This window comes from Uruburuella suis (genome assembly GCF_004341385.1).
Lineage (GTDB): Bacteria > Pseudomonadota > Gammaproteobacteria > Burkholderiales > Neisseriaceae > Neisseria > Neisseria suis.
Genome location: NZ_SLXE01000004.1, coordinates 86,877 through 107,563 on the forward strand (window position 1 = coordinate 86,877; position 20,687 = coordinate 107,563).

The 20,687-nt window shown below is 51.4% G+C and carries 17 protein-coding genes; 11 read left to right on the forward strand and 6 right to left on the reverse strand.

Features of this window, described 5'->3' with window-relative positions; genetic code table 11:
* Positions 1-370 precede the first annotated feature (370 nt).
* The 9 genes from EV680_RS02595 to EV680_RS02635 all read left to right on the forward strand — a co-directional run bounded on the left by EV680_RS02595 (position 371) and on the right by EV680_RS02635 (position 11,646).
* On the forward strand, positions 371-1,588 hold the full coding sequence (locus EV680_RS02595) for an aspartate kinase (protein ID WP_132952908.1): 1,218 nt from the start codon (positions 371-373) through the stop codon (positions 1,586-1,588).
* A gap of 482 nt (positions 1,589-2,070) precedes the next feature.
* Positions 2,071-3,471 (forward strand): hexose-6-phosphate:phosphate antiporter, encoded by a 1,401-nt coding sequence (gene uhpT, locus EV680_RS02600; RefSeq protein WP_243650325.1) that lies wholly within the window; start codon positions 2,071-2,073, stop codon positions 3,469-3,471.
* Positions 3,472-3,599: 128 nt separating this feature from the next.
* Positions 3,600-4,313 carry a phosphoglycolate phosphatase gene (locus tag EV680_RS02605; RefSeq protein WP_132952910.1) on the forward strand — a complete coding sequence of 238 codons (714 nt, stop codon included), beginning with the start codon at positions 3,600-3,602 and terminating at the stop codon, positions 4,311-4,313.
* Between the two features lie 287 nt (positions 4,314-4,600).
* Positions 4,601-5,056 (forward strand): recombination regulator RecX, encoded by a 456-nt coding sequence (recX, locus tag EV680_RS02610; RefSeq protein WP_132952912.1) that lies wholly within the window; start codon positions 4,601-4,603, stop codon positions 5,054-5,056.
* A 540-nt stretch (positions 5,057-5,596) separates the two neighbouring features.
* The gene (gene prpB, locus EV680_RS02615) at positions 5,597-6,478 is read left to right on the forward strand and encodes a methylisocitrate lyase (RefSeq protein WP_132952914.1); all 882 of its coding nucleotides are present in this window, start codon (positions 5,597-5,599) and stop codon (positions 6,476-6,478) included.
* 127 nt (positions 6,479-6,605) lie between these two features.
* Positions 6,606-7,760, forward strand: coding sequence for a bifunctional 2-methylcitrate synthase/citrate synthase (gene prpC / locus EV680_RS02620; RefSeq protein ID WP_132952916.1), 1,155 nt, complete (start codon positions 6,606-6,608; stop codon positions 7,758-7,760).
* Between the two features lie 311 nt (positions 7,761-8,071).
* Complete coding sequence (acnD, locus tag EV680_RS02625; protein ID WP_132952918.1) at positions 8,072-10,678, forward strand: Fe/S-dependent 2-methylisocitrate dehydratase AcnD; 2,607 nt, start codon at positions 8,072-8,074, stop codon at positions 10,676-10,678.
* Positions 10,679-11,026: 348 nt separating this feature from the next.
* Entirely contained in the window at positions 11,027-11,347 is a 321-nt protein-coding gene (locus EV680_RS02630) for a DUF4288 domain-containing protein (protein WP_132952920.1), read from the forward strand.
* Positions 11,348-11,358: 11 nt separating this feature from the next.
* Positions 11,359-11,646 carry a hypothetical protein gene (locus EV680_RS02635; protein WP_132952922.1) on the forward strand — a complete coding sequence of 96 codons (288 nt, stop codon included), beginning with the start codon at positions 11,359-11,361 and terminating at the stop codon, positions 11,644-11,646.
* A 93-nt stretch (positions 11,647-11,739) separates the two neighbouring features.
* On the opposite strand, the gene EV680_RS02640 is transcribed toward EV680_RS02635, so the two are convergent.
* On the reverse strand, positions 11,740-13,383 hold the full coding sequence (locus tag EV680_RS02640) for a vWA domain-containing protein (protein WP_132952924.1): 1,644 nt from the start codon (positions 13,381-13,383) through the stop codon (positions 11,740-11,742).
* Between the two features lie 147 nt (positions 13,384-13,530).
* Between EV680_RS02640 and EV680_RS02645 the strand changes: the two genes are divergently transcribed.
* Together EV680_RS02645 and EV680_RS02650 are read left to right on the forward strand one after the other, a co-directional pair.
* Positions 13,531-13,956, forward strand: a complete 426-nt coding sequence (locus tag EV680_RS02645) for a DUF4440 domain-containing protein (RefSeq protein ID WP_132952926.1) — start codon at positions 13,531-13,533, stop codon at positions 13,954-13,956.
* 101 nt (positions 13,957-14,057) lie between these two features.
* Positions 14,058-14,633 (forward strand): YagU family protein, encoded by a 576-nt coding sequence (locus EV680_RS02650; RefSeq protein ID WP_207894269.1) that lies wholly within the window; start codon positions 14,058-14,060, stop codon positions 14,631-14,633.
* Positions 14,634-14,692: 59 nt separating this feature from the next.
* Here EV680_RS02650 and EV680_RS02655 read toward each other — a convergent pair whose 3' ends face one another.
* Genes EV680_RS02655 through EV680_RS02675 form a run of 5 tightly spaced genes read right to left on the reverse strand, consistent with a single transcriptional unit; the run spans position 14,693 to position 20,524 of the window.
* Positions 14,693-15,289, reverse strand: coding sequence for a uracil-DNA glycosylase family protein (locus tag EV680_RS02655; RefSeq protein ID WP_132952928.1), 597 nt, complete (start codon positions 15,287-15,289; stop codon positions 14,693-14,695).
* A 9-nt stretch (positions 15,290-15,298) separates the two neighbouring features.
* The gene (locus tag EV680_RS02660; RefSeq protein ID WP_132952929.1) at positions 15,299-15,772 is read right to left on the reverse strand and encodes a hypothetical protein; all 474 of its coding nucleotides are present in this window, start codon (positions 15,770-15,772) and stop codon (positions 15,299-15,301) included.
* Positions 15,769-16,998, reverse strand: coding sequence for a hypothetical protein (locus EV680_RS02665; protein ID WP_132952931.1), 1,230 nt, complete (start codon positions 16,996-16,998; stop codon positions 15,769-15,771). The genes EV680_RS02660 and EV680_RS02665 overlap by 4 nt, the downstream gene beginning before the upstream one ends.
* A complete protein-coding gene (locus EV680_RS02670; protein WP_132952933.1) occupies positions 16,995-18,200 on the reverse strand; it encodes a DNA cytosine methyltransferase in 1,206 nt (401 codons plus the stop codon). Before EV680_RS02670 ends, EV680_RS02665 begins: the two co-directional genes overlap by 4 nt.
* 35 nt (positions 18,201-18,235) lie before the next feature.
* The gene (locus EV680_RS02675) at positions 18,236-20,524 is read right to left on the reverse strand and encodes a Tex family protein (RefSeq protein ID WP_132952935.1); all 2,289 of its coding nucleotides are present in this window, start codon (positions 20,522-20,524) and stop codon (positions 18,236-18,238) included.
* Positions 20,525-20,687 lie beyond the last annotated feature (163 nt).

Consider the following 20,687-nt stretch of genomic DNA (forward strand, 5'->3'; position numbering starts at 1 on the left):
CAGTCGAACGGCTTTTATTTTGTTAGGTTATCTTTTTGGAGTGGTATGAAACATTCAGGCGGCCTCAGTTTATCCACCACGCATTTGCGCCACAGTTTCAGACGGCCTGCCGCCATCCTGCCATCTTCTACTTCAATTGCGGCGGTTTGTCTTATTTGTTGACAATCCATCTGCACACCAAAGCAGAAAATGGCAAATCATTTTAAGCATTGGCACAGCATTGCGCCGCACCCGCCGCCAAATTCAATTTAAAACCAAACGAGCCTTGTCATCACCATCAAAAATAGTAATAATGTTTCAAATTTTCGCAGATAACAGCGATTTGGTTTAACTTTCCCATTTTTCAGTTCAGCAAGAAAGCATAAGCAACATGGCGTTAATCGTACAAAAATACGGCGGCACCTCAGTGGGCTCGGCCGAGCGCATCAAAAACGTCGCCAAACGCATTGCCCAAGCCCGCGAAGCCGGCCACGATGTGGTGGTGGTGGTGTCGGCCATGAGCGGCGAAACCAACCGCTTGGTGGCATTGGCGCACGAAATGCAGGATTTTCCCGACCCGCGCGAAATGGATGTGGTGCTCTCCACCGGCGAGCAAGTCACCATCGGCTTGCTGGCCATGGCGCTCAAAAGCATAGGCGTGCCGGCCAAGAGCTACACCGGCTGGCAAGTGGCGGTGAAAACCGACACCGCCCACACCAAAGCACGCATCGAAGAAATCGACGACGCCAATATGCGCGCCGATTTGCAGGCCGGCACCGTGGTGATTGTGGCAGGCTTCCAGGGCGTATCGCCCAACGGCGACATCGCCACCCTCGGCCGCGGCGGCTCCGACACCTCAGCCGTGGCGCTGGCCGCCGCGCTCAAAGCGGATGAATGCCAGATCTACACCGACGTCGACGGCGTGTACACCACCGACCCGCGCGTAGTGCCCGAAGCGCGCCGCCTCGACACCATCACGTTTGAAGAAATGCTCGAGCTCGCCAGCTTGGGCTCGAAAGTTTTGCAAATCCGCTCGGTGGAATTCGCCGGCAAATACAAAGTGCGCCTGCGCGTGTTGAGCAGCCTGCAAGATGGCGGCGAAGGCACTTTAATCACCTTTGAAGAGGACAACAACATGGAACGAGCTGCCGTATCCGGTATCGCATTCGACAAAAACCAGGCGCGCGTGAATGTGCGCGGCGTGCCCGACAAACCGGGTGTGGCCTATCAGATTCTCGGCACCGTGGCCGATGCCAATATCGAAGTGGACATGATTATCCAAAATGTGGGCGAAAACGGCACCACCGATTTTTCATTCACCGTGCCGCGCGCCGATTACAAGCCCACGCTCGAATTGATGGAAAAGCTCAAAGACAGCCTGGATGCCGCCGATATCGACGGCGACGATGCCGTGTGCAAAGTGTCTATCGTCGGCCTGGGCATGCGCTCGCATGTGGGCGTGGCCTCGAAAATGTTCCGCACGCTGGCCGAAGAAGGCATCAACATCGAAATGATTTCCACCTCTGAAATCAAAGTGTCGGTGCTGATTGACGAAAAATACATGGAATTGGCCACCCGCGTGCTGCATAAGGCATTCGAGCTGGCTTAACCCTGCGCTTGATAGAAAGGCCGTCTGAACGCTTTCAGACGGCCTGTTTCTTTTTCCTGTTTCTTTTTATAGTGCAGCTGCACAGGCCATTACCACAAGCATACGGAAAGGTCGTCTGAAAACTTCATGCCCGGATTTGCTGCCACTTGGCCGAAGGCGGCTGATTATGGACCATCTTGATGTGTTTATGCTTGATGTATTTATGTGTGCCGCCAAGGTTCTTCATACCTATGGCATTTCCTACGCTGTGTATTTATTAAATCATCACCGCCTACTGTCTCTATTTTTTATTATCTTACTATTGAATTTTATAACGCCTTTTTGAAAAACTTATTAAAATTAATATATTATTCAGACATTTAAAATTATTAACAATACAATATTTTGATTGTTTGACACAGCTCAAGCACCCAGCCTGCTCATCTCCATCATAAAGGCGTAATATCCGCGTCACACAATATTCCGTATTGCAGGAGACGATTATGATGTCCAACTTTCTCGCCATCAAAAAAATTCCCAATAAAGGCATTCCCATTGCCGAGCAACGGCGCATGTGGCTGCGCCAGTTTTTAAAAGCCTTTATGGTGGTATTTCTCACCTATATGTGCATGTATTTGATTCGCAACAACTTCAAAGCCGCCCAGCCGATGATGAAAGAGCAGCTCGGCCTCAGCACACTGGAATTGGGCTATATCGGATTGGCTTTCAGCGTAACCTACGGGCTCGGAAAAACGGCTGTCGGCTATTACATCAGCGACAAAAACACCAAGAAATCTATTTCAGTGATGCTGATCGGTTCCGCGCTTACTGTGCTGGCAATGGGCTTGCTCTTGAGCGCTTATGGTTCGGTTATCGGTATTTTCGTGGTGTTGTGGGGCTTAAACGGCGTATTTCAGGCCGCAGGCGGCCCGGCATCTTATTCCACCATTTCCCGTTGGGCACCGCGCACCGAGCGCGGCCGCTATTTGGGCTTTTGGAATATGTCGCACAATATTGGCGGTGCGCTCGCGGGCATGCTGGCTTTATGGGGTGCAAACACGTTTTTCGGCGGCAATGTGCTGGGCATGTTTATTTTCCCTGCGTTGATTGCGCTGGTTATCGGGGTGGCCGGCCTTTTTATCGGCAAAGATGACCCGGAAGAGCTCGGCTGGAACCGCTGCGAAGAAATTTTCGGCGAACCGGTGGAAGCAGAAAATGCCGAAGCCGATGAAATGCCGATGTGGCAGGCATTCAAGCAGTTTGTGCTGCGCAATCCGTGGATTTGGATTTTGTGTATTGCCAACGTGTTTGTGTATATCGTGCGCATCGGCATCGACAACTGGGCACCGCTTTATGTTACCGAAGCGCTCGGTTTCGACAAGCTTGATGCGGTGAATACCATTTTTTATTTTGAAGTGGGCGCCATTCTCGCCAGCATGAGCTGGGGCTATATTTCCGACAAGCTCAACGGCCGCCGCGCGGCTGTGGCCGTGGCCTGTATGGTGGCGATTATTTTCGTGGTGATGCTTTACCGCAATGCCACCAGCGTGATGATGGTGAACATATCCTTATTTTTGCTCGGCGCACTGATTTTCGGCCCGCAATTGCTGATCGGCATTTCTTTGGTGGGCTTTGTGCCTAAAAAAGGCATCAGCGTGGCCAACGGCATGACCGGCACATTCGGTTATCTTTTCGGCGACTCCGTTGCCAAAGTGGGGCTCGCCGCCATTGCCGACCCCGAACGCAACGGCCTTACCGTGTTCGGCCACACGCTGCACGGCTGGTCGGATGTGTTTATCGTGTTTTACGTTGCGCTGTTTATCGGCATCGCACTGCTCACGCTGGTGGCTTTCGGCGAAGAGCGGCGCATCCGCCAAGTGAGCAAACAGCTTAGCCAATCTTAAAACAATCGAGCAAATAATCCAGGCCGTCTGAAAACCTGCATGCAGCAGCGTTTCAGACGGCCTGCTGCCGAATCATCAGCAAAAAAATGCTACAATCGGGCATTGCCAACCTTTTATGCCCACTCATCATGACTGCTCCCGCTATCGAACATGTACAAGCCGTTGCCTTTGATCTGGACGGCACGCTCTGCGATTCTGTGCCCGACCTGGCCGCCGCCGCCAACGCCACCCGTGCCCATATGGGCTTGCCGCCCCTGCCGGCGCACATTGTGGAAAGCTATGTGGGCGACGGGCTGGCCAATCTCGTGCACCGAGTGCTCACCGACAAGCGCGATGAAGCAGCCCCGCAAAACGAATGGGAGCAAGGCTTCAGCTTTTTTATCCGCTATTACCGCGACCACCTGAGCGACTTCACTCGCCCCTACCCCGAAACCGAAGCCGGCCTGATTCTGCTCAAAACCTTGGGCATTCCACTGGTGGTCATCACCAATAAAAACGAAATGCTGGCCGTCGAATTATTAAAGCAATTGGGCTTGGCCGATTATTTCAGCCTGATTCTCGGCGGCGACAGCCTGGCTGAGAAAAAGCCCAGCCCGCTGCCGCTCTTGCACGCGGCCGAAGTGCTCAATATCAACCCGGCCGACATGCTGATGGTGGGCGATTCGGCCAACGATATTCTCGCCGCCAAAGCCGCCGGCTGCCTTTCCGTGGGCGTAACCTTCGGCTACGGCGATATGCAGGAACTGGTGCACAACCCCGCCACCAAGCCCGACTGGCTGATCGGCAGCCTGCCGGAAATCTACGAAAACCTGCGCCCGCAAAAAACGCCGGACAACGAATAAACCCAAGGCCGTCTGAAACCTATCGTGAAATCAAAGAAAAACGGATACAAAAATAAGAAATCCCCAATCGTGTGCAGGGTGTATGGCGCAGCCACACACGCGGTTTAAACGGCTTCTGCGTATATGGCTTGCTGTACACCTGTATTAGTTTTTCATTCATTCCACTATATTTTCTGTTTCAGACGGCCTGATTTGTATCGGCATTTCCTGATTTTTATTGCCATTTAAAGCTTACCCAGCGCATTGCGCCGCAAGCCCGCTGCTTCCAAGCCTCAATCCACGCTCATATGAAACCCGAAAAATCCCTGCGCACACGCGCCATGGAAATTTTATCCCGCCGCGAAATCAGCCGCGCCGAGCTCAAACGCAAGCTCGCCCCTCATGCCGATAGCGAAGAAGAAATCGAAAAAGTGCTGGCCGAATTTGCCGAGCGCCAATGGCAATCGGATGCACGCTATGCCGAAGCCTATGTGCACAGCAAAAGCCGCCAACACGGCGCACTCAGGCTCAAGCAGGCGCTCTTAGCCAAAGGCGTGTCCGGCGAGCTTATCCAGCCACTGCTGCCTGCGCCCGATGCCGAACGGCAAGCCGCCATTGCCGTGCTGCGCAAAAAATTCAAACAACCGGCCGCCGATTTGGCCGGCAAGCAAAAGCAGATGCGTTTTCTCGCTTATCGCGGCTTCGACATGGAAATTATCCATGCCGCCATCAAAAGCGATTGGGCAGAAGCGCCGGAAGAATGATGTCGAACCTAAAACACGGACAACCAAACGGCAAAACGAGTCCTCGCTTTTGGTTATTTTTCAGGCTTGGCATGATGCCCCCAAAACCCCCGCAACCCCACCACAAAACCGGCCGTCTGAAACCCATTTCCACCACCCACCGCCACCTTTCATTACCACCCCGCCCAAGCCGTTGCAAACACCGCCTCCTCATCTTGATAACATATAAACTAACAGCCAGCCGCCGCACGCTTTCCACCAAGCGCGCACGCATTTCACCTGCCCGTTATTTTCCCATTCAGCATTATAATCATTACTATTGAAATTAAATTTTCACCTTATGATTCAATAAAATCATTCAAAAAAATTTGTTTCAAACATATATTATTAATATTTCAGACGGCCACTTCAGCCTGCAAAAAAGCAAAGTCCTTAATCCATAAACCTTGCGGCCTTCATCATCATGTTTTCTGATGGCATCCATAAAAAATTAGAGCTTTACAGCAACAGCAAAAATTACTACATTCGGCTACACAAGAAAAACACCAACGGAGCCCCAATATGACCATCCAATCTGCCGGCGCCAAATTCCGCCAAGCAGTCAAAGAAGAAACCCCGCTGGCCGTTGTCGGTTGCGTGAATGCCTATTTTGCGCGCTTGGCCACACAAAGCGGTTTCAAAGCCATTTATCTCTCCGGCGGCGGCGTGGCCGCTTGCTCACGCGGCATTCCCGATTTGGGCATCACCAGCCTGGAAGACGTATTAATCGACGCGCAACGCATCACCGATAATGTAGACACCCCGCTTTTGGTCGATATCGACACCGGCTGGGGCGGCGCATTCAATATCGCCCGCACCATCAAAGCCATGGAAAAAGCCGGCGTGGCTGCTGTGCATCTCGAAGACCAAGTGGCACAAAAACGCTGCGGCCACCGCCCGAATAAAGCCATTGTTTCTCTTGAAGAAATGGTCGACCGCGTGAAAGCCGCCGTCGATGCCCGCGTGAATCCCGATTTCGTGATTATGGCCCGCACCGATGCGCTGGCGGTTGAAGGCCTGCAATCGGCCATCGAGCGTGCCCAAGCCTGCGTGGAAGCCGGCGCCGACATGATTTTCCCTGAAGCCATCACCGAATTGGGCATGTACCGCCAATTTGCCGATGCCGTAAACGTGCCGATTCTGGCCAACATCACCGAATTCGGCGCCACCCCGCTTTATTCGCAGCAAGAATTGGGCGAAGCCGGCGTGTCGCTGGTGCTCTATCCGCTCTCATCATTCCGCGCCGCCAGCAAAGCCGCTTTGGGCGTGTATGAAGCCATCCGCCACGACGGCCATCAGCAAAACGTGGTCGACACCATGCAAACCCGTATGGAATTGTATGATTTCCTCGGCTACCACGATTACGAGCAAAAGCTCGATCAATTGTTCAACCAAAACAAATAAGCCCGTTTTGCCGCCTGCCGTTTTCTTTTCCGACAACGGCAGGTCGGTTGCAGCCTTTCAAACGGCCGGGCATTTGCATCAGGCCGTCTGAAAAAATAAAAAAAGCAAGTCTACTTAGGAGAAACCCATGACCGAAGCAAACACCCCTGTTACCCCCAAGCCGAAAAAATCCGTGGCCTTGTCGGGCATCGCCGCCGGCAACACCGCCCTGTGCACCGTGGGCAAACACGGCAACGACTTGAGCTACCGCGGCTACGACATTCTCGATTTGGCCAAACATTGCGAATTTGAAGAAGTGGCGCACTTGCTGGTGCACGGCCACCTGCCCAACAAATTCGAGCTGGCCGCCTACAAGAAAAAGCTGCAATCGCTGCGCAACCTGCCCGCCAACGTGCTCACCGTGCTCGAAAGCCTGCCGGCCAACGCCCACCCGATGGACGTGATGCGTACCGGCGTGTCTGCCTTGGGCTGCACCACGCCCGAGCGCGAAACCCACCCCGTGAGCGAAGCGCGCGACATCGCCGACAAATTGATGGCTTCTTTGGGCAGCATGCTGCTTTACTGGTATCAATATTCGCACAACGGCAAAGTGATTTCCCTCGACAGCGAAGAAGACAGCATCGGCGGCCATTTCCTGCACCTTTTGCACGGCAAACGCCCGAGCGCCGAACATGTAAAAGCCATGCACATTTCACTGATTCTTTATGCAGAGCATGAGTTCAACGCCTCCACCTTCACCTCGCGCGTGATTGCCGGCACCGGCTCCGATATGTATGCCGCCATCACCGGCGCCATCGGCGCACTCAAAGGCCCCAAACACGGCGGCGCCAACGAAGTGGCTTACGACATTCAAAAACGTTATCGCAACGCCGACGAAGCCGAGGCCGACATCCGCGAACGCATCGGCCGCAAAGAAATCGTGATCGGCTTCGGCCACCCGGTGTACACCGTGTCCGACCCGCGCAACGTGGTGATTAAAGAAGTGGCACGTGAATTGAGCGCCGAAACCGGCGACATGCTGCTCTTTGATGTGGCCGAGCGCTTGGAAACGCTGATGTGGAACGAGAAAAAAATGTTCCCCAACTTGGATTGGTTCAGCGCCGTGAGCTATCAAAAGCTGGGCGTGCCCACCGCCATGTTTACCCCGCTCTTCGTGATTTCGCGCACCTCAGGCTGGGCCGCGCATGTGATTGAGCAGCGCCAAGACGGCAAAATCATCCGCCCGAGCGCGAATTACACCGGCCCCGATGATTTGGCTTTTGTGCCGATTGACGAGCGATAAGCAAAAAGTTTTCAGACGGCCTCTTAATTACCAAGGCCGTCTGAAAGCCGAAAACCCAACACGGCAGCATGATGTGCCGGACAACAAGCGCATCATGTGTGAAGCAGATGCGCTTTTTTTATTGCAGGCCGTCTGAAAAAGCGGCCGCAACAAACCGTAGGTCGGATTCTCGAATCCGACACTTGGCCGCAAGGCCAAGATAAAGCATTCATCCTGATAAACAGTTTATCAACCAATCTTTCAGACGGCCTCAAACACCAACAGGCCGTCTGAAACCCCGCCCACAAGAAAAACACGAAACGGAAACCACCATGAGCACCAACGCCCAATACCTCAAACCGCTGCCCGGCACCGACCTCAAATACTACGACGCCCGCGCCGCTTGCGAAGCCATCGCCCCCGGCAGCTACGACACCCTGCCCTACACCAGCCGCATTCTGGCGGAAAACCTGGTCAACCGCGCCGACAATGTCGACCAAGCCACGCTCGATTCTTGGCTCACGCAATTGATTGAGCGCAAGCAGGAAATCGACTTTCCGTGGTTTCCCGCTCGCGTGGTGTGCCACGATATTCTCGGCCAAACCGCGCTGGTGGACTTGGCCGGCTTGCGCGATGCGATTGCCGACAAAGGCGGCGACCCGTCTAAAGTAAACCCCGTGGTGCAAACCCAGCTCATCGTCGACCACTCGTTGGCCGTAGAATGTGGCGGCTTCGACCCCGATGCCTTCCAAAAAAACCGCGATATTGAAGACCGCCGCAACGAAGACCGTTTCCACTTTATCAACTGGACCAAAACCGCATTTGAAAATGTGGACGTGATTCCGGCGGGCAACGGCATCATGCACCAAATCAACTTGGAAAAAATGTCGCCCGTTATCCAAGTGAAAAACGGCGTCGCCTTCCCCGATACCTGCGTGGGCACGGATTCGCACACCCCGCACGTTGATGCGCTGGGCGTGATTTCCGTGGGCGTGGGCGGCTTGGAAGCCGAAACCGTGATGCTCGGCCGCGCTTCAATGATGCGTCTGCCCGACATTGTGGGCGTAGAACTCACCGGCAAACGCCAAAGCGGCATCACCGCCACCGACATCGTGCTCGCGTTAACCGAATTTTTGCGCAAAGAGCGCGTGGTGGGCGCATTTGTGGAATTCTACGGCGAAGGCGCAGAAAGCCTGTCTGTGGGCGACCGCGCCACCATCTCCAACATGACACCCGAATACGGCGCCACCGCCGGCATGTTCTACATCGACCAGCAAACCATCGATTATCTGAAACTCACCGGCCGCGATGATGCACAAGTGAAACTGGTGGAAACCTACGCCAAAACCGCCGGCCTGTGGGCGAGTGAATTGAAAAACGCCGAATATCCGCGCGTATTGACATTCGACCTTTCCACCGTAGGCCGCAATATGGCCGGCCCTTCCAACCCGCACGCCCGCTTTGCCACCGCCGATTTGGCCGCCAAAGGCTTGGCCGCGCCTTATGAAACCCCTGCCGACGGCAAAATGCCCGATGGCGCGGTGATTATCGCCGCCATCACCTCGTGCACCAACACCAGCAACCCGCGCAACGTGGTGGCCGCCGCCCTGCTGGCGCGCAATGCCAACAAATTGGGCTTAATCCGCAAGCCGTGGGTGAAATCTTCATTCGCACCCGGCTCCAAAGTGGCCGAAATCTACCTGCAAGAAGCAGGCTTGTTGAGCGAATTGGAGCAGCTCGGCTTCGGCATCGTCGCCTTTGCCTGCACCACCTGCAACGGCATGAGCGGCGCACTCGACCCGCAGATCCAGCAAGAAATCATCGACCGCGATTTGTATGCCACCGCCGTATTGAGCGGCAACCGCAACTTCGACGGCCGCATCCACCCCTATGCCAAACAGGCTTTCTTGGCTTCGCCGCCTTTGGTGGTGGCCTACGCCATTGCCGGCAGCATCCGCTTCGATATTGAAAACGATGTTTTGGGCGTGGCCGATGGCAAAGAAATCCGCCTGAAAGACATCTGGCCGACCGATGAAGAAATCGACGCCATCGTGGCCGAACATGTGAAACCGCAGCAATTCCGCGATATTTATATCCCCATGTTCGACACCGGCGCCGCCGAAAAAGCCCCCAGCCCGCTCTACGACTGGCGCCCCATGTCCACCTATATCCGCCGCCCGCCCTATTGGGAAGGCGCATTGGCGGGCAAGCGCACCCTCAAAGGCATGCGCCCGCTGGCGATTTTGCCCGACAACATCACCACCGACCACCTGTCGCCTTCCAACGCCATTTTGATGAACAGCGCCGCCGGCGAATACCTGCACAAAATGGGGCTACCTGAAGAAGACTTTAACTCCTACGCCACCCACCGCGGCGACCACCTCACCGCCCAACGCGCCACCTTCGCTAACCCCAAATTGTTTAACGAAATGGTGAAAAACGAAGACGGCACCGTGAAACAAGGTTCACTCGCCCGCGTGGAGCCCGAAGGCCAAACCATGCGCATGTGGGAAGCCATCGAAACCTATATGAACCGCAAACAGCCGCTGATTATCGTGGCCGGCGCCGACTACGGCCAAGGCTCCAGCCGCGACTGGGCCGCCAAAGGCGTGCGCCTAGCCGGTGTGGAAGCCATTGTGGCCGAAGGCTTCGAGCGTATCCACCGCACCAACCTCATCGGCATGGGCGTGTTGCCGCTGCAATTTTTGCCCGGCACCAACCGCAAAACGCTTGAATTGGACGGCACCGAAACCTACGACGTGATCGGCGAACGCATCCCGCGCGGCGAGCTCACTTTGGTGATTCACCGCAAAAACGGCGAAACCGTAGAAGTGCCCGTCACCAGCCGTTTGGACACCGCCGAAGAAGTGCTGATCTACGAAGCCGGCGGCGTGCTGCAACGCTTTGCGCAGGATTTCTTGGAAGGCAACGCCGCTTGAGTTGATGGTTGTTGATTTGAAGTAACGATAATGCCGTCTGAAAAATCCTTTTCAGACGGCATTTTAGTAACCGTCAGTTGGGTTAGCCGCAGATGCAACCCAACAAAATCCTGAATTTTCCATACGTAACCAACCTAACCCTACATCGCCCCCGCCAAGAAGGCCATAATAAAATTAGCACAAGTTAAGTGTAGCCTAATATCATAACGTACCGGATCGATGTGCATACGATAACTATCTATCGTTAAATTTTATTACAACCATGAAGCAATATAGATTAACTCAAACATTTGTTCGTTATTTCGTTATTATGAGCAATAAGTTCATTAACTAAATTTGGAGTTGACCATGAGCACAGAATACTACGTAGCCATCATCGTGTATAAATCAGCATCCGACTCTGCTGGCTACACCCCACTTTATGAAGAATGTATCACCTTAGTAAAAGCAAATACCATGGATGAGGCCAGATCAAAGGTTGAAGATCTAACCAAGCATCGAAACACGACATACAAGAATGCAGAAGGGCAGGAAATATCTTGGTCTCTTTACAGTATCGTTGATATCAATCCAATGCTAGAGAATTCTTTTGATGAGGTCACCGAAATCTATGCACGCCACTTCAGAGATATTGAAGCATATAGAAAATTTGAAACTTTTTCAAAATAAGGGGGTTTCATATGAAAATATTAAAACTTGCGCTTATTTTATGCTTTGTTGGCGGTATCGACTATAAAGTGGGCAATGATTCATTATTCTTGTCTAACGCATACGCTGCAGATTGCGTGGCTACCAACAATCTTTCGGAGACGGCTCAAAGCTATATCAGTCGTTGCAGGAAAGGAAGTATAAATAGTGAATTTCCCGGAGAAATGTACTCAAAAACGCTGAAAGAAATCAAAAGCGGCATCAGTGCGGTTTATAAAAAAGCGTGGAAACTTCTTAATGACGGTAGATTTGCCAAATAATTTAACAACGCCATAATTAAAAAGATGCCGTCTGAAAGGTTTCAGACGGCATCTGCATGCTGCACAATAATGGCTTATTCATTCAAGTCGATATTATTCGCCGCTTGCTGCGCCTGCGCTCAAGCTTTGGGCGATTTTGGCCAGCTCGATAAATTCGCTACGCAAGCCGTAGGGGTCGGGCTTATCGGCTTGCCGGGCGAGGCGGATGATGTCGCCCCAGCCCATTTTGCCGTTGTATTGGCCGCCGCGCAATTGCTGGCCGTAGGCGGCTACGGCGATGGCAAAGCGGGTGTCGGCATTGGCTTGTGCCAAGGGTTTGCTGCTGGCGGCCACGGGCTGGCTGATGAGGATGCTGGCGCTTTTGCCGGGCAATTTGTAGCGCAAGTTCACATGGGCGTATTCACCGGCTTTGCTGTCGGCGGCAGGTGCGGCGGGCCGGTAGCGTGATTCGCCCAGCCAGCCGGGCTGCCCAGCAGGGATGATTTCATACAGGGCGGTGACGCTGTGGCCGGCACCGATATCGCCGGCGTCTACATTATCGTTGTTGAAATCTTCTTGCTTGAGCAGGCGGTTTTCATAGCCGACCAAACGATACTCTTTTACGGTGGCGGGATTGAATTCCACTTGGATTTTCACGTCTTGTGCCACGGTGGCCAGGGTGGACGACAATTGGCGTTGCAGCACTTTTTTGGCTTCGTTTGGGTTGTCGATATAGCTGTAGTTGCCATCGCCCGCATCGGCCAGCTGCTCCATCAGGCGCTCATTGTAGTTGCCGGTGCCAAAGCCCAAGGTGGTGAGGGAAATGCCCGCTTTGCGCTTTTCGGCCACCATGCCTTTGAGGGTGTCGAAATCGGTGATGCCCACGTTGAAATCGCCATCGGTGGCCAGCAAAATGCGGTTGATGCCGTTTTTAATGTGGGCTTTTTCGGCTTCTTGATAGGCCAGCTGAATGGCTTGCTCGCCGGCCGTGGCGCCGCCGGCCTGCAAGCCGTTAATCGCGCGCAAAATGCTTTGCTTTTGGCTGCCGGAAGTGGGCGGCAGCACCAGCTTTTCTCCGCTGGCATAGGTGATTAGCGTTACCTTATCTTGCGCACGCAATTGCTCGGTGAGCAGGCGCAGGGTTTGTTTTACCAGCGGCAGCTTGTCGGGCGCGTTCATGCTGCCGGACACATCCACCAAAAACACCAAATTGGCCGGCGGCAATTCTTTGAGCGCCAAATCTTGCGCTTTAATGCCGATTTTGATGATCTTGGCGTGTGGCTGCCACGGCGAATCGACAGTATCGGTGTGCACCGCAAAAGGCGCGCGGCCTTGCGGCAGCGGATAGCTGTAGTCGAAATAATTGATTAATTCTTCCACCCGCACCGCATTCACCGGCGGCAGGCGGCCATTATTGAGGAAGCGGCGGCTGTTGGCATAGCTGCCGGTGTCTACATCAATGCTGAAGGTAGACACCGGCTGCTGCGCCACGGCATGCACGGGGTTGGTGCTGATTTGGCCGTATTGCTCGGTGTTTTGCAGCGGCAGCGCGATTTCAGCGCTGACGGGCGGCGAGGGCATCACCGCCATGCGCACACGAGCTGTGCCGGCATAAGCAGCGTCCATGGCTTGGCTTTTGGAGGCTTGGGCGGTTTCTTGTGCGGGCGCGGTATAGCTGGGTGTGGCCGGCCGGCTGCAAGCCGCCAGCACAGCAGCGGCGATAACGGTAACAGCAATAGCGGAGCGGATGGCAGCCATAATTTTCTCCTTGTGGTGATGGGCGGCTTGCGGCATAGTGTCGGTGAATTATCTTGATTTGACAAGCCTTTATCTTCTGGGAAATGCACACGGGCGCAAAAGAAACACCGCCTGCATTTTTTGGATCGCATTCAAAAGGAGCGCAAAATGAGCAGCCACACCGAGATTATGAAATTAGAGGCCGAATTCTGGCAGGCAATGGCCGACCAACGCCCCGAGCAAGCGGCTGCGCTGCTGGCTGCCGAAGCGGTGAGCGTGGCCATGTTCGGCATTCATCATTTCAGCCCGGGCGAATATCTATCCATGGCCCAAACCGGCCCGGCAAAACTCACGTTTTTTGAATTTTCAAATGAAAAAGTGATTTTTCCGATTGCCGATGTGGCGGTGGCCACTGATGAGGTGAAGCAAATTTTTGAAATGGATGGCCAAAGCCACGAAATGATCTGCTTCGACACCACCACATGGGTGAGAAACAACGGCCGCTGGCTGGCAGCGGCGCACACCGAAACGCAAAAGCCAAACCAGGCCGTCAGAAAGCATGAAAAGCAAGCTTTCAGACGGCCTGGTTTGTAATTAAATTACAAATTTAGCCCATAGTTGATTTGTCTCAATATCATCTTATTCAAAATTCATAATAATCATCATATTGAATTTACTACACCCACAAGGCATTTATGATGAGTATGCTTAATTCCACCCCCGCCGCTTGGCAAATCAACAAAAAAATCATCCTCTGGACCACGCTGATTGGCGGCTTTTTCAGCTCATTGGTCAAATGGGGCTCCGAAGTGAATATGCCGCCGCGCATGCCGGGCGAAATTTCACCGCCAGGCGCCAATATTGATGCTTGGCTCGGCTGGCTCGGCTTCAATTCGCATTCGCTCGATTACGTTTATCAAGGCGTTACCGTGCCCGGCGCTGTTACTTTATATCACTGGCTGTTTAGCTTCGTATTCGCTTTCGTTTATGTTGTGGGCTCTGCTTATTGGCCGAAAATCCGCTTGTGGTATGGCGCTTTCTACGGCTTGCTGATCACCATTGTGATGCACGGCTTTTTGATTCCCCTCTTCGGCTTTCGCAATCCCGTCTATGCCGATGGCGCCACCGGCTGGCTGTGGAACCTGAATGCCGCCGAATTGTGGAGTGAAATTTTAGGCCATGTTTATTGGTCGGTGTCGATTGAAGTGTGCATGATTGCCGTCCTCGCTTATTTTGTCCGCCCGATAAAAGGCAACTGGGTAGCCAAATAGCACATTACCCTGCCAAAACAAAAGCGCACCATGGAGTGCGCTTTTTTGTTGCCGTTTAATTAAAAAGCCTCAAGCAAACCGATTTCTCTAAAAAACCGCGCATACGCTGCCGCCTTTTGCGCCAGCGGCAAGGGATAAGCCCGCGACGACGACGGCAGCCGATAAAGCCGCAAGCGCCGCCCCGCAAATTCCGCCTCGCTATAAGCGCCGATGGCAGGCTTGGCTGTTTCAGACGGCATCAAGGATACCAAAGTATCCGTGGCCAGCTCACCCGTGGTCATCACCACATCGCAATGCGGCATTTGCGCGAGCAGCGCCGCCAAATCCAGCGGCGTTACAATCTGCAAAAACTTATCCGACGCATTGCCCTGCAAACGCACCACTTGATGCGCCGTATCGCTGATGGCAATGCCTTTTTCCTGCAGAAAATCCCGAATCAAGCCTTCCTTAAACGCCTTGCCGCCCGCCTCAACGAAATAATCTTTATCTGCAAAAAACACCAGCCCGAAAATCCGCCACATATCGTTTTGAAAATTCGGATAATAAAAATCCATCTTCCACCGCGCCCGCGGCGGCGGAAAGCTGCCCAACATCAGCAATTTGGCGTTGGGCGGGGCGAAAGGCGGTAAGGGGTGGGTTTCGATGGGAGTGTGCATAGAGATTATTTAGACATGCATCTGTTGGAAAACAAAATGTTTGTCATATTCAACACATATCACACCATCTTCTGAGGTGCTGATAATAAAATCAACTTTATCCAAATGGTTCATACTTTTTCCAACATACTTATCAGCTTGTGGTATTCCTATCCCATAAAAAATATTGAAATCATCTGGGGAGTTAATTAATTTTCCCAAACTAACTGAATATTTATTTAATGATTTAATTTCCCATATTTTTTCAAAATCGGATAAAACAAATCTATTCTTATTTTCAAAAAAAACAACTTTTCTATTTTTTACAGCAATAATATCAGGGATGATACCGTCTTGATTTTTACTTTTCGAACTATCCCGATTATTTGGGTGCAACATAACTCCTGTTCCACTCTGAGGAAAATCGTAGCAAATAATCTCCCAGCCCTCTTTTTCTAACCAGTTAAGGATATTGACTGTAACTTTGGCCTCTTCCAGCATCAAGCATCTCTCCATAATGAGCCATCAGGAAACAATATCGCATCCGCAAAATATGAAAAGACTCGAATATGTTTCGCTTTTGAATAAGTGGAACCATAACGCACTTGCATATAATAACGAGGTATTTCTCCTTTTCGCTTCAATTCATTATAATCTTTATTTAAGATATTTTTGTTCTCGCTATTTTGTACTGCGTGAATAAAATCATCAATTTTTCCCTTTGTACCAATTAACTTAATCGTCTCAGCATTATCATCTATTTCAACATCAGACCAAACCAAGACTAAGTTGTACTTACGTTCTTCAAAGGATACTCCTTCTCTGCAACACAAATAATCAATGGCTGCCAATGCGCCAGGATAAGGGTCTCCACGAAATTTAGCATTCACTTTATATAAAATAGTCTCTTCCCTACTACGTAATAACTCTCCAATTGAATAACTCTTACATTCAAGATAGTTTAGTAAATAAACTGTAGGTATTTTTATAGTAGCAGAGAGTGGAGACATATCCTGATGCCCATCTTTTTTATAATATTCTTCACTCATCCAGTTTTTATGTTCTTTGATATTATATTTTCCTAATAATTTTTTGCGACCCTCAATAATCCCTGTTTTCTCGAACACCTCAATCACTTCATTTATAGCGCAAAACATTTTCCGCATTTCCGTATCCACCGACAATGGCGAACCTGCATATTTTCTATTAGGCTCATATAGCAATCCTCCTGTATTCTGATTTCCAGACAAAATTGCATTATCGGGACATGATTTGAAATCACTAGGAAAATAATAAAATAGCGCTGGAATATGATAAATTGACATCACATTCTCTAATGCTTTAAATATCAATGGATTGATTTTATCCCACTTTGTACTCCCGCGTTCTCGACTGATAATGACTGCTTCAGGATAAATATAGAATGCGGGAACATTGTTTTCTACGGATGCTGCCAATCGGGCAAATCTTTGAAAAACATTATGTCCAGTACCTGCTTCGGTAGAGACTTCCACAGAAAAAATTGGTTCTTGATCAATCTCTACAATCAAATCAGGTGCATCTAAATACAATATTTTTTTAATATGGTCAGGCATTGCATGAAAGTTTTTCGCATTATTTGCATCACTTTCATACATCTTTTTCTTTACGCATTCTTTATCTTTTAGATCAGTATGATCAATAATGAAATCTGCAAACTCTTCCGTGCTATACCAAATTCTATATTTCATAAATATTCCTTGATTGCTAACGCAACGGCCTTTGCTAACAATGGTGGAACAGCATTTCCTGTCTGCACTCTACCCTGAACAATCCCACCATGCACAAAAAAATTATCAGGAAAACTCTGAATTCTGCATCTTTCCCGAATGGTTAATCCCCGATTATCTTCAGGATGTCCAAATTGAAATTGTGGACGAATCCCTCCCGATACTTGCGTAGGGCTTTGAATATCCCAAGCCAACCGAATTCTTTGTTTAAATTTCGGATACATTGGCTCTCCTGGTAGTGTATTTTTAATTTTCTCAATTGTACTAACTGGATGATTAGGCGCAACATGGCAAGTTAATACATTGCCATTATCACTTCTCATTAATTTTTGGTATTCTGAAGTAGGCGGGCTTGCATAGTTATTTTTAGATTCTTTAGGATTGAGTGGCGGTAAATCTCCAATTGCATCACGAACAGTCACATATGACTTACCTGTCTCTTCTCCATGCGTTTTACGAATCTTATTAAAGTCAAAACTAGTTCCTTGAACACCGACAAATAACAAGCGGTTCCGTTTTTGAGGAACACCATAATCAGCTGCAGATAACAATCTACTTTTGACTATCATTTTTCCAGCTCGAGATAAGTCTTGTTCAATATCCTTAACAAATGTTCCCGTACTTCTCATCCCTGAAACATTTTCCAGCACAATTGACTTCGGCTCCAATACCTCTACAAATTTCACAAATTCTTTATAGAGCAAATTACGATCGTCATCCTCATGACGTTTACGATTATTTAAAGAAAAACCCTGGCAAGGCACACCCGCAATCAATACATCCACTTGCCTGCCATGTAAAATTCTTTTCACTTCCAAAGGGTCTACTTTTTTTACGTCTCCTAAGATAGTCCATGCCCTTGGATGATTATGTTTAAAAGTTTTTATAGCAAAGGCATGGATATCACAACCTAGAGCAATTTCGTATCCAGCCATTTCAAACCCCAAAGATGTCCCCCCGCACCCACAAAAAAGTTCGATAACGATAGGGTTAGTAGAAAATTCATTTACGCCACGCGTAACAATGGGATCCTTTTTCCAATAATATCCATTCTCCTCAGCTTTAACAGATTTGTCCCAGATATTTTTTTCAGAAACATCTGGTTCGTACTCTCCATAAATATTCATTTGTGGTTCTTGCAATGTATTAATGCTTTTTTTCATAATTTAGTGTCAATCTTTTTAAGTTGAGCAACATTTTACCGTTTCAACTTCGCAAACGCATCCGCCATCGCCGAATTGCCCTGTGCTTGTTCGCGGGGTGCGCTGCGTTGGGGGCGGGTGTCTTTGCGGGTGTTGTTTTCAGACGGCCTATCGCGTTTGACGGTGCTGCCGGGTTCGTCGTCTAGGCGCATGGTGAGGGCGATGCGTTTGCGCGCTGCGTCGATTTCCATCACTTTGACTTTCACCACATCGCCCGCCTTCACCACTTCGCGCGGGTCTTGTACGAATTTATTGGCCAGCGCGGAGATGTGTACCAGGCCGTCTTGGTGTACGCCGATGTCGACAAAGGCGCCGAAGTTGGCCACGTTGCTCACCACGCCTTCCAGAATCATGCCCAGTTGCAAATCTTTGATTTCGTTCACGCCTTCGGTGAAGGTGGCGGTTTGAAACTCACCGCGCGGGTCGCGGCCGGGTTTTTCCAGTTCGGCGAGGATGTCTAAAATCGTGGGCAGGCCGAATTGTTCGTTGGTGTATTGGGTGGGCTTGATTTGTTTGATTTTGTCGCGGTTGCCGATTAAGTCGGCAGCTTTGATGTGGTTGTCGGCCAGCATTTGCGCCACGATGGGGTAGGCTTCGGGGTGCACGGCGCTGGCGTCGAGCGGCTCTTTGCCGCCCTGAATGCGCAAGAATCCGGCGGCTTGTTCGTAGGTTTTGTCGCCCAGGCGCGGCACTTTGAGCAGGGCTTTGCGGCTGAGGAAGGCGCCGTTGTCGTTGCGGTATTGCACGATGTTGTGCGCCAGCGTTTGGTTGAGGCCGGAGATGCGCGCCAGCAGCGGCGCGGAGGCGGTGTTTACGTCTACGCCCACGGCATTCACGCAATCTTCCACCACGGCATCGAGCGATTTGGCGAGCTGGCTTTGGTTCACATCGTGCTGATATTGGCCGACGCCGATGGATTTGGGGTCGATTTTCACCAATTCGGCCAGCGGGTCTTGCAGGCGGCGGGCGATGGAAACCGCGCCGCGCAGGGATACATCGAGCTCGGGAAACTCTTTGGCCGCCAATTCGGAAGCGGAATAAATCGAGGCACCGGCTTCGCTTACCACAATTTTGTGCAGCTTCATTTCAGGTAGCCCTTTCACCAATTCACCGGCGAGTTTGTCGGTTTCTCGGCTGCCGGTGCCGTTGCCGATGGCAATCAGTTTAACGCTGTGTTTTTTGATGATGCCGGCCAAAGCGGCCAACATATTGTTTTCTTGATGCAAATACACAATCACGGTGTCGAGCAGTTTGCCGGTGTCGTCCACCACGGCGCATTTCACGCCGTTGCGGTAGCCGGGGTCGAGGCCCAGCGTGGTGAGGCGGCCGGCGGGCGCGGCGAGCAATAAGTCTTTGAGGTTGCGGGCGAACACGGTAATCGCGTCGGTGTCGGCGGCTTCTTTCAGGCGGTTGAAGGCGTCTAATTCCAGCGACAAGAAGATTTTGGCGCGCCAGGTAAGGCGCACGGTGTCGCGCAGCCATTTATCGGCGGCGCGGCCTTGGTCGGCAATGTTGAATTGTTTGGCAATGGCTTGTTCGTATTCGCTTTGCTCGGTAATCGGGGTGTCGTCGGGCTGGTATTTTAAGGCTGCCTGAAGAATGTTTTCGTTGCGCCCGCGCAAAACGGCCAAGGCGCGGTGGCTGGGCATAGTGCGCACGGGCTCGCGGTGGTCGAAATAATCTTTGAATTTTTCGCCCGCGGCTTCCTGCCCGGCAATCACTTGGGCGTGAATTTCGGCTTCGCGCCACAGTTTTTCACGCAGGCGGCCGATGAGCTCGGCATCTTCGGCGAATTGCTCCATCAAAATTGCGCGTGCGCCGTCGAGCGCGGCTTTTGTGTCGGCCACGTTTTCGTTCAGGTAGCCTTGCGCGGCGGTGTCGGGGTTTTCAGACGGCGTGCTCAGCAATAATTCGGCCAAGGGCTGCAAGCCGTTTTCGCGCGCAATTTGCGCTTTGGTGCGGCGTTTGGGTTTGTAGGGCAGGTATAAATCTTCGAGTGTGGTTTTGTTGTCGGCGGCGTCGATTTGCGCTTTTAATTCATCGGTGAGCTTGCCTTGTTCTTCAATGCTTTTGAGCACGGTGGCCTTGCGCTCCAGCAATTCGCGCAGGTATTGCAGGCGCTCGGCCAGGGTGCGCAATTGGCTGTCGTCCAGAGCGCCGGTGGCTTCTTTGCGGTAGCGGGCGATAAAGGGCACGGTGGCGCCCTCATCCAGCAAAGCCACGGCGGCTTCTACTTGGGCGGCGGTGGCGTTTAATTCGGCGGCAATGGTTTGGGTGATGTTCATGAATCGTCTTTAATCGGGAAAACACAAAGGTGAAAGCATAGCGGCCTTGGGCTTTTTTGTCATCCGCCTTAGGGTCTGTTCACAATTACTTGTCATAACATTGAATAAAAAGGAAAGCAGGTGTAAAAAGGGAGCTCTCACACAACCCTAATACACCTGCCAT

What these genes read in the sequence shown, in the direction of transcription:
- EV680_RS02670 (WP_132952933.1), bottom strand. Translation starts at nt 18,200, where the DNA reads ATGAAAAAAAGCATTAATACATTGCAAGAACCACAAATGAATATTTAT.
- EV680_RS02655 (WP_132952928.1), bottom strand. Translation starts at nt 15,289, where the DNA reads ATGCACACTCCCATCGAAACCCACCCCTTACCGCCTTTCGCCCCGCCC.
- EV680_RS02675 (WP_132952935.1), bottom strand. Translation starts at nt 20,524, where the DNA reads ATGAACATCACCCAAACCATTGCCGCCGAATTAAACGCCACCGCCGCC.
- EV680_RS02640 (WP_132952924.1), bottom strand. Translation starts at nt 13,383, where the DNA reads ATGGCTGCCATCCGCTCCGCTATTGCTGTTACCGTTATCGCCGCTGCT.
- EV680_RS02635 (WP_132952922.1), top strand. Translation starts at nt 11,359, where the DNA reads ATGAAAATATTAAAACTTGCGCTTATTTTATGCTTTGTTGGCGGTATC.
- prpB (WP_132952914.1), top strand. Translation starts at nt 5,597, where the DNA reads ATGACCATCCAATCTGCCGGCGCCAAATTCCGCCAAGCAGTCAAAGAA.
- prpC (WP_132952916.1), top strand. Translation starts at nt 6,606, where the DNA reads ATGACCGAAGCAAACACCCCTGTTACCCCCAAGCCGAAAAAATCCGTG.
- EV680_RS02665 (WP_132952931.1), bottom strand. Translation starts at nt 16,998, where the DNA reads ATGAAATATAGAATTTGGTATAGCACGGAAGAGTTTGCAGATTTCATT.
- EV680_RS02650 (WP_207894269.1), top strand. Translation starts at nt 14,058, where the DNA reads ATGATGAGTATGCTTAATTCCACCCCCGCCGCTTGGCAAATCAACAAA.
- recX (WP_132952912.1), top strand. Translation starts at nt 4,601, where the DNA reads ATGAAACCCGAAAAATCCCTGCGCACACGCGCCATGGAAATTTTATCC.
- acnD (WP_132952918.1), top strand. Translation starts at nt 8,072, where the DNA reads ATGAGCACCAACGCCCAATACCTCAAACCGCTGCCCGGCACCGACCTC.
- EV680_RS02630 (WP_132952920.1), top strand. Translation starts at nt 11,027, where the DNA reads ATGAGCACAGAATACTACGTAGCCATCATCGTGTATAAATCAGCATCC.
- EV680_RS02605 (WP_132952910.1), top strand. Translation starts at nt 3,600, where the DNA reads ATGACTGCTCCCGCTATCGAACATGTACAAGCCGTTGCCTTTGATCTG.
- EV680_RS02645 (WP_132952926.1), top strand. Translation starts at nt 13,531, where the DNA reads ATGAGCAGCCACACCGAGATTATGAAATTAGAGGCCGAATTCTGGCAG.
- EV680_RS02595 (WP_132952908.1), top strand. Translation starts at nt 371, where the DNA reads ATGGCGTTAATCGTACAAAAATACGGCGGCACCTCAGTGGGCTCGGCC.
- uhpT (WP_243650325.1), top strand. Translation starts at nt 2,071, where the DNA reads ATGATGTCCAACTTTCTCGCCATCAAAAAAATTCCCAATAAAGGCATT.